This is a genomic window from Duganella levis, from assembly GCF_009857605.1.
Taxonomy (GTDB): domain Bacteria; phylum Pseudomonadota; class Gammaproteobacteria; order Burkholderiales; family Burkholderiaceae_D; genus Rugamonas; species Rugamonas levis.
In genome coordinates, this window is the sequence record NZ_WWCT01000057.1 from 1 (window position 1) to 7964 (window position 7964).

A 7964-nucleotide genomic window follows, 5' to 3' on the forward strand; every position below is an offset into this window, starting at 1 on the left:
GGCGCCGGAGCCGGGCGCCGGCCTGCGGGTGCTGGTGGTGGACGATAACCAGGACGCCGCCGATTCGCTGGCCGAGCTGCTGGGCGCGCTGGGCTACCAGCCGACCGTGGCCTACGACCCGGCGCAGGCGATCGCGCTGGCGGCGGCCAGCATGCCGCAGGTGGCCATTCTCGACATCGGCCTGCCGGGCATGGACGGCTTCGAGCTGGCCGGCCATCTGCGCCGCTTGCCCGACGGCGCCGGCCTGAAACTGGTGGCGCTGTCCGGCTACGGCCAGGAAAACGACAAGTCGCGCAGCCGCCAGGCCGGTTTCGCCGCCCACCTGGTCAAGCCGATCAATATCGCCGAATTGCAGCTATCGTTGGCCTGAGGCTATTGCGTTCCCCGGCAGGGTGGACGAGAATGGCTGCGCCCCCTCAACCCTGCAAGGAGTGCTGTTGATCTCACCGCTGGAAATCGCCGCCAACGCCGTCATGGCCGTTTCCATCGTGCTATCGGGGCGCAACAATATTCATTCGTGGTGGCTGGGCGTGGTCGGCTGCGCCATGTTTGCCATGCTGTTCTACAGCGTCAACCTGTACGCCGACGTGGCGCTGCAACTGTTCTTCATCGTCACCTGCCTGATCGGCTGGCTGCAATGGCTGCGCGGCGCCGGCGGCACGCCGCTGCCGATTGCGCACGCCGGCGCGCGGGCGCTGGGCTGGATGGCGGCGATCAGCCTGCTGGCCACCGCCGCCTACGGCCTGATGTTGCAGGCCTATACCAATGCCTACGCTCCCTTCATTGATTCGGCGGTGCTGATGTTCAGCGTGGTGGCGCAGCTGTTGCTGATGGGGCGGCGGGTCGAGACCTGGCCGGTGTGGCTGCTGGTGAATACCGTGTCGGTGCCGCTGTACGCCAGCCGCGGCCTGTACCTGACGGCGGTGCTGTACGCCGGCTACTGGGTCAATGCGCTGGCGTCGTGGTTCTTCTGGCGCCGCCAGATGCGGGCGCAGCTGGCGTAATTATTTCTTGTGGATCGCCTGGCGATAGGCGGTCGGCGTCACGCCCATGCGCTCACGGAAGGCGGTGGCGAAATTGCCGGCGTTGTTAAAACCGATCAGCAGGGCGATGTCCTGCACGTCGATATCGGTATCCTTCAATAATTCTTCCCCGCGACGGATGCGCTCCTCGCGGATAAAGCCGAACACCGTCATGCCGGTCTGTTCGCGGAACACCTGCGACAGCTTTTCGCGGTAGGTGCCAACGCTGCGGGCGATTTCGGCCAGTCCCGGCAGCGCCGCCAGGTTGTCGGCGATCAGGCGCTTGACGGCGTTGACCAGCACCGCATCCGGTTCGCTTTCCGGTTCCGGCTCGGCGGCTTCTTGCGTGCCGGGCGCGGGCACCGGTGCGTGCTGGCGCCTGGCCAGGTTCAGGTGCACCTGGATGCGCGCCGCCAGCTCGCCCGGCGAGAACGGCTTGGAGACGAAGTCGACGCCACCGATCGACAGGCCGAGGATGCGGTCGTCGTCGGCATCGGCGCCGCTGAGGAAGATCACCGGAATATCCTGCGTGACCGGATTGGCCTTCAGCAGCCGGCAGGCGGTGTAGCCGTCCATATTCGGCATGCGGACGTCGAGCAGGATCAGGTCAGGGCGGTTGGCCAGTGCCAGCTGGTAGCCCTGCAAGCCGTTGAAAGCCACCGAGACCTTATACGGCAGTTCGCTCAGTAAATCCGCCAGCATGCGCTGCTCAAACGCGGAGTCGTCCACGATGAGGATCTTGCTACGGGTGCTTTCGAGGGTGCTCTGCATTGCGGGCCTCGGAAATTTGGTTGATAAAGTTTTATCACTCCCTGTTGCGTATTATGCCTATCTTTTAAATATTTTTGATAGTTTTCTACGCTTGCAAAACACTTGTCGCGTCCAACAAAAGCAGGTTTTTTTTAGATACCCAATAATTGAATCCAGAGTTGATAGTAAGCAACCGGAGGTGGGATGACTGGGATGCGCGCACGGATACTGGGATGGATGACTGCTTGCCTGCTGGCGTTGCCGGTGGCGGCAGCCAATCTGCAAATTTCGCCGGTGATGATCAATCTGCGCGTGGGCCAGGGCGCCACCGGCATTAATTTACAGAATTTGGGCGAGGCACCGGTGTACGGCCAGGTGCGCGTCTACCTGTGGGAACAAAAAGACGGCGACGATGTGCTGACCCCGACGCAGGACGTGGTGGCCAGCCCGCCCATCATTCAGATCGGACCGAAAAGCAGCCAGATTATCCGGCTGGTCCGGCGCAGCGAGCAATTGCCAGCCAGCGAGCTGACTTACCGCATCTTGATCGACGAGATCCCCAAGGACGATGGCCCGGCCAGCGGGGTCGACATTCGCCTGCGCTATTCCGTGCCGATGTTCGTGCTGCCGGCCGATGAGCGCGCGGCGCCGGTGCTGGCCTGGAGCGTGTTCAAGAAAGATGGTTTTTGGATGTTGCGAGTCCGCAACAGCGGCACCCAGCGCGCACAGATCGGCGCGCTGGAACTGAGCAACGCCGCCGGCAAGCAATTCGAGATTGCCTCCGGCCTGTTCGGTTATGTGCTGGCGGGCAGGGTGCGCGAGTGGCGCCTCCCCACGTCTGGCGATGCCGATCTGAACGGGACGTTGGCAGTCAAGGCCAACATCAATTCCCGTCCGACCAGCGCCAGTACCGTGGCCAGGGTGGACTGACCCGGGATGCGGCGCCGGCTGGCCTGGTGGTGGCTGTTGACATGGTGGTTGGTCATGAGCATGGGCAGCGTGCTGGCGCAGACGGTGCCGGCGCCGCCGCCGCAAGATGAAGAGCTTTTTCTGGAGGTAAGCTTGAACGGTGAATCGACCGGACTGGTACTGCGTTTCACCCGGGGCAAGAGCTCGGGGCTGCGCAGCAGCGTGCAGAATCTGCGCGACCTGGAACTCGACCCCAAACTGTTCGGGGTCGAGGGCAAGGACGAGTTCGACCTCGACCAGGTCAAAGGCCTGAGCTATACCTATGACCCGGCGCGCCAGGCGCTGGCGCTGCGCGTCGACGATGTGCTGCGGGCGCCGATCTCGGTTTCGGCGCGCACCGTGCGCAAGCCGGGCGTGGCCACGGTGACGCCGGGCGCGGTGATCAATTACGACGCCTATACCCAGCTGGGCCAGAACCGCAGCACCTCGGTCAGCCACGAGTTGCGCTACTTCAACACCAACGGCGTGTTGAGCAGCACCGGCGTGTTTAACTACAGCAACCAGCTGCGCCAGTACGTGCGCTTCGATACCGCCTGGGTGCATTCCGATCCGGAGACGCTGGAAACCTGGCAGGCCGGCGATTTCATTTCGTCGTCGCTTAACTGGTCGCGTTCGCTGCGCATGGCAGGCGTGCAGTGGCGCCGCAGTTTCGACCTGCGGCCGGACCTGCTGACCTTCCCGGCCGCTTCGCTGGGCGGTTCGGCGGTGGTGCCGACCGCAGTCAGCCTGTATGTGGACGGCGTGCGCCAGGTCGACACCGCCGTGCCGTCCGGCCCGTTCATCATCAATCAGGTGGCCGGCATCAACGGCGCCGGCCAGGCCACGCTGGTCACGCGCGACGCCGCCGGCCGCGCCATCAGTACCACCGTGCCGCTGTACGTCGATACCCGCATGCTGGCCGAAGACCTGACCGATTACTCGGTCGAGCTGGGGCTGATACGGCGCGGTTACGGCACGCGTTCGTTCGACTACGCCCGCACGCCGGCCGCCAGCGGGTCGCTGCGGCGCGGTCTCAGCAATAACCTGACGCTGGAAGCGCACGGCGAAGCCGGACGCGGCGTGATCAATGGCGGCGCCGGCATGCTGTGGCGCGTCGGCCAGTCGGGCGTGGTCAGCGGCTCGCTGGCGGCCAGTGCCGGCGGCAATGGCGACAACAGCCGGCGCGGCGCCCAGGCCGCAGTGGGCTATCAATATCTGAGCCCGCGCTTCAGCGTCGACCTGCAATCGCAGCGCACCTTGGCGCAGTATGGCGACCTCGGCTCGGTGGAAGGCATTCCGGTGGTGCGCGCCACCGACCGCTTCAATTTCTCCATGGCGCTGTTCGGCGGCCAGGGCGTGGGCGTCAGTCTGGTCAACGTGCGGGCGCCGCTGTCGCCGCCGGCGCGGATTGCCGCACTCAACTATTCTGTCGGGCTGGGCTGGGGCATGTATCTGAGCGTCAGCGCGTTCCGCGATTTCCGCGATGAAAAGTCGCGCGGTGTTTTCTTCAGCGTCAGCGGCAGCTTCGGCGACCGCATCTCGGCCACCGTCAGCCGCAGCCGCCAGAACGGCGTGCGCGGCACCACCACCACGCTGTCACGCTCGGCCGACTATAGCGGCGGCTTCGGCTGGGGGCTGCAATCGGCCAGCAACAACGGCACGGCGGTGCGCCAGGCGCAAGGCACTTATCTTGGCAACTACGGCCAGGTCACGGCCTACACGCTGGAAACCGGCGGCAACCGCAGCAGCTCGCTGGACGTGGCCGGCGCGGTGGTGCTGATGGACGGCAGCGTGCATGCGGCGCGCCAGGTCGGCGCCGGCTTCGGGCTGGTGTCCACCGACGGCGTCGGCGGCGTGCCGGTATTGCAGGAAAACCAGGTGATCGGCAAGACCAGCAGCAGCGGCTACATGCTGGTGCCCAACCTGACGCCGTATCTGCAAAACCAGGTGGGCATCGACACCACCCACTTGCCGCTGGATGCGCGTGTGGCCAGCACCACCCAGACCGTGGTGCCGGCGCGCCTGTCCGGGGTGCTGGTGCGCTTCCCGGTTGAAACCTACGAGGCCGCCAGCGTGGTGCTGCATGACGCGGCCGACAAGCCGCTGCCGGCCGGCACCACGGTGCTGCATGTGGAAAGCGGTGCCAGCACGCTGGTCGGGTTCGACGGCGTGGCCTTCATCGACCATCTGGAACCGCTGAACCACCTGCAAGCCACAGTGGACGGGGTGCGCTGCGTGGTCGAGTTCAGCTACACGCCGGTCAAGGGCAATGCGCTGTCGACCATGGGTCCGTTTGTCTGCCGGAGCGCACCATGATGTCCGCGCGCCGTTGCCTGCTGTGGCTGGGATTGCTGTTGATGCTGTGCTGCGGCCAAGCGCGCGCCGACAGTTGTTCTGTGGCGCAAAGCGATATCGTGTTCCCGTCGGTCAGCTCGATCACCAGCGCCGATGCGTATGCCAACGCCAACTTCAAGGTCACCTGCACCTGGACCAGCTTCGTGGCCGGGCTGCTGTTCCCCAATGCCACTGTCTGCCTGTACCTGGGCGACGGCTCGGGCAACACCAGTCCCACCGTCACGGTACCGCGCCAGCTGGCCAACGGCACCAAGCGCATCAACTACAACCTGTACACCGACAGCAGCTACGCAGCGGCCAAGGTATGGGGCGGCTGGAGCGGCACCGACACGGCGGCGAATGTGATCCAGTTTACGCTGACCAAGACCGGCGGCGTCGGCTCCCTGATGCAGGACGTCAACCTGTACGCCAAGCTGAACGCGGACGCCACGCTGTCCAGCACGAATGTGGGGCCGGATAACCTGAGCTTCGTCTCCAACTTCGGCGGCACCAGTGTGCTGATGCGCTACATCTTTTTCCTGACTGGCACCGGCAACTGCGTGCTGGGCACATCGGTAGCGATGCCGTTCCAGGTCAGCTCGAATGTCATCAACGATTGCGATATCAATGTTGGCAACCTGGTATTCCCCAACAGCAGCCTGTTGACCAGCGCCATCCGCACCACCTCGACGCTGACCGCGCGCTGCAGCCTGAACACGGCTTACCGCATCACGTTTTCGGCGGGAACGACCGCCGGCAACACCATCAGCGCGCGCAAGATGATCAAGACGTCAGCGAGTGATTTGGTGTCGTATCAGATTTCCAACGCGCTCGATGGCGCCAGTCTGGGCGACGGCAGCGGCGGGACGGTGGTGATGGGCGGAACGGGCGATGGCACGACCAAAAGCCAGACCGTGTTCGGACTGGTGCCGGCGCAGACGACGCCGTCGCCGGGGGATTACAAGGATACGGTGGTGGCGACCGTGTGGTTCTGACGGTCGCGAAGACGGGGGGCGATCAGAAGGTGATGGTCCATTCGCCGGCGCCGGACTCCTGACGGAGGGCGGTGGCTTGCGCGGCGGCGCTGTTGACGCTGGCGGCCTGGGCGGTGTTGCGGGTCATCTGGTAAGGGGTTTTCAGCTGGCAGGCGACGGCTGGCGCGGCTTTGGTGTTGTTCGTGGCGGCGGTGGCGGCAGCGGCGCTGGTTTGCACCGTGCAGGCTTCTTTCACCTCAAAGCTCACTGCCATGCTGGCGGTCGCGGTTTTTCCGGCGGCGCTGGCGATCAGTGGCAGGCTGAACAGAACGATGGCGAGAGCTTTAGTAAAAGTTTTCATTTATCACACACGTTGTTGGGGTGCGCAGCCTTGGTCGATGGCTACGTTATCGGGGTAGCCAACAAGGTTGAGGTGTTGATCTACAGGAAGAATTTTATCCTGAAAGAACAATCTCTCTAATGTTCACATTCTAGCGTGAAATTGGCGTGTGGAAATAAAGTGATTTTTGGAGAGTTTTGAGTGTGGTTTTTCAGCCGATCTTGGAGGAACAAAAACAGGCCGGAAAACCAGGGTTTTCATAGAGGAAAGTAGTTAAAAACCAGGGTAGAAAAGGAGACGAAATTGAAGCGCGAAAATACACACATTGTCACAGCAGTTGCATCACTAAAAAAAGTCACACTTTCTTGCATCCAACATGCAAGTCGCTCAGTCTGAAGGCGTTCTTGTTAACGCATTTTGTTGATCACCTGACATAGAGGAGTAGCAAACATGAAACATACCGACTTTGGCAGCATGCCTTGCCCGATCGCCCGCAGCCTGGGCAAAGTAGGGGAGTGGTGGAGCATCCTGATCCTGCGTGACGCCTTCTACGGCTTGACCCGCTTTGATGAATTTGAGAAGAGCCTGAAAATCGCGCCGAATATGTTGACGCGCCGCCTGGCCGGCCTGGTGGAGGGCGGCCTGATGGAGCGTCGCCAGTACAGCGCACGGCCGCCGCGCTATGAATATGTGCTGACCAAGGCTGGCCGCGACTTCAAACCGGTGCTGCTGGCATTCGTTGCTTGGGGCAACGATCACTTGGCGCCGGAGGGGGCCTCCCTGCTGGTGGTGAGCCGCGAAACCGGTAAACCGGCAGACCAGGTGCTGGTGGACGCCAACAGCGGCCTGGCCATCAATGACGAGGACTATATGTTCGCGCCGGGGCCGGCCGCCACCGACGTCATGCGTTCGCGGCTGATCCAGATTAACCAGCCCGGTCGCGCTTAGCCAGCCGGGCGGTCAGGCACCAGCGGCGCTGCGGCGCCGCTTTTTTTGTAATTGTGTTGCTTTCACCAAACTAGTTTCCAAATGGAACCAAAAAGGCTTAGATATCAGGCACTTAAAAGGGAGATGCAGGAGGGGCTGCAAACTGTGGAATAATGCGGTAATCAGCGTAACGGCGCGCTGCCGCAACACAGTAGAGGAAAGTTAATTTGGTGGACATGTTTGCGCTCGACGACGAGCTGGCGCAGTGGGAAACGGCCTTGCCTGATGTGCAAGGTACGGAACGGTTAAAACTGCTGATGGCGCTGGCCTGGCATATTCGTCAGCGGGACCCCGCACGCGCGCAGCAACTGTCCACCGAGATTGTCCCGCTACTGGCGCTGCTGGCGCCGGATGCCGCCCTGGTGCAACGGGCGCGGCTACATCTTATTACCGCCGAGCCGGCCTGGCTGCGCGGCGACCTCGACACCGCCTTCCATTATGCCGAACAGGCATTATTGCTATGTGATCAAGCGGCCGACAGCTTGCCTGCCGCCGCTGCGGCCTGCCGCGCCGACGCCTGCTGGATCATGGCCTGGGCCAGCAACGACCGTGGCCTGAGCGCCGATGGCGACGACTGGCTGCGCCAGGCCGCCGCCGCCGCCCGCGTGG

At 63.3% G+C, this 7964-nt stretch carries 8 protein-coding genes and 1 pseudogene; 7 read left to right on the forward strand and 2 right to left on the reverse strand.

Features of this window, described 5'->3' with window-relative positions:
• The coding region (locus tag GTP69_RS30290) for a response regulator (RefSeq protein ID WP_161058346.1) at positions 1 to 370 on the forward strand (370 nt) is incomplete at its 5' end.
• Positions 371 to 437: 67 nt separating this feature from the next.
• Complete coding sequence (gene pnuC, locus GTP69_RS30295) at positions 438 to 1004, forward strand: nicotinamide riboside transporter PnuC (protein ID WP_161058347.1); 567 nt, start codon at positions 438 to 440, stop codon at positions 1002 to 1004.
• On the opposite strand, the gene GTP69_RS30300 is transcribed toward pnuC, so the two are convergent.
• Positions 1005 to 1793 (reverse strand): response regulator transcription factor, encoded by a 789-nt coding sequence (locus tag GTP69_RS30300; protein ID WP_161058348.1) that lies wholly within the window; start codon positions 1791 to 1793, stop codon positions 1005 to 1007.
• Between the two features lie 216 nt (positions 1794 to 2009).
• On the opposite strand from GTP69_RS30300, the gene GTP69_RS30305 reads away from it, so the two are divergent.
• The 3 genes from GTP69_RS30305 to GTP69_RS30315 are packed head-to-tail and all read left to right on the forward strand — an operon-like array spanning position 2010 to position 6049.
• Positions 2010 to 2702 carry a fimbrial biogenesis chaperone gene (locus GTP69_RS30305; protein WP_229261225.1) on the forward strand — a complete coding sequence of 231 codons (693 nt, stop codon included), beginning with the start codon at positions 2010 to 2012 and terminating at the stop codon, positions 2700 to 2702.
• A gap of 54 nt (positions 2703 to 2756) precedes the next feature.
• On the forward strand, positions 2757 to 5036 hold the full coding sequence (locus GTP69_RS30310) for a fimbria/pilus outer membrane usher protein (protein WP_229261226.1): 2280 nt from the start codon (positions 2757 to 2759) through the stop codon (positions 5034 to 5036).
• Positions 5033 to 6049: a Csu type fimbrial protein gene (locus GTP69_RS30315; protein ID WP_161058351.1), complete on the forward strand. Its 1017-nt coding sequence runs from the start codon at positions 5033 to 5035 to the stop codon at positions 6047 to 6049. The genes GTP69_RS30310 and GTP69_RS30315 overlap by 4 nt, the downstream gene beginning before the upstream one ends.
• Positions 6050 to 6071: 22 nt before the next feature.
• On the opposite strand, the gene GTP69_RS30320 is transcribed toward GTP69_RS30315, so the two are convergent.
• Complete coding sequence (locus GTP69_RS30320) at positions 6072 to 6389, reverse strand: hypothetical protein (protein ID WP_161058352.1); 318 nt, start codon at positions 6387 to 6389, stop codon at positions 6072 to 6074.
• 429 nt (positions 6390 to 6818) lie between these two features.
• Between GTP69_RS30320 and GTP69_RS30325 the strand changes: the two genes are divergently transcribed.
• Positions 6819 to 7316 (forward strand): winged helix-turn-helix transcriptional regulator, encoded by a 498-nt coding sequence (locus GTP69_RS30325; RefSeq protein WP_161045679.1) that lies wholly within the window; start codon positions 6819 to 6821, stop codon positions 7314 to 7316.
• A gap of 215 nt (positions 7317 to 7531) precedes the next feature.
• Positions 7532 to 7964: pseudogene (locus tag GTP69_RS30330) on the forward strand (GGDEF domain-containing protein); the annotation flags it as partial.

Bases quoted from the DNA above. Each gene is read 5' to 3' on its own strand.
- GTP69_RS30320 (WP_161058352.1), bottom strand. From the start codon at position 6,389: ATGAAAACTTTTACTAAAGCTCTCGCCATCGTTCTGTTCAGCCTGCCA.
- GTP69_RS30315 (WP_161058351.1), top strand. From the start codon at position 5,033: ATGATGTCCGCGCGCCGTTGCCTGCTGTGGCTGGGATTGCTGTTGATG.
- GTP69_RS30305 (WP_229261225.1), top strand. From the start codon at position 2,010: ATGACTGCTTGCCTGCTGGCGTTGCCGGTGGCGGCAGCCAATCTGCAA.
- GTP69_RS30325 (WP_161045679.1), top strand. From the start codon at position 6,819: ATGAAACATACCGACTTTGGCAGCATGCCTTGCCCGATCGCCCGCAGC.
- GTP69_RS30300 (WP_161058348.1), bottom strand. From the start codon at position 1,793: ATGCAGAGCACCCTCGAAAGCACCCGTAGCAAGATCCTCATCGTGGAC.
- GTP69_RS30310 (WP_229261226.1), top strand. From the start codon at position 2,757: ATGAGCATGGGCAGCGTGCTGGCGCAGACGGTGCCGGCGCCGCCGCCG.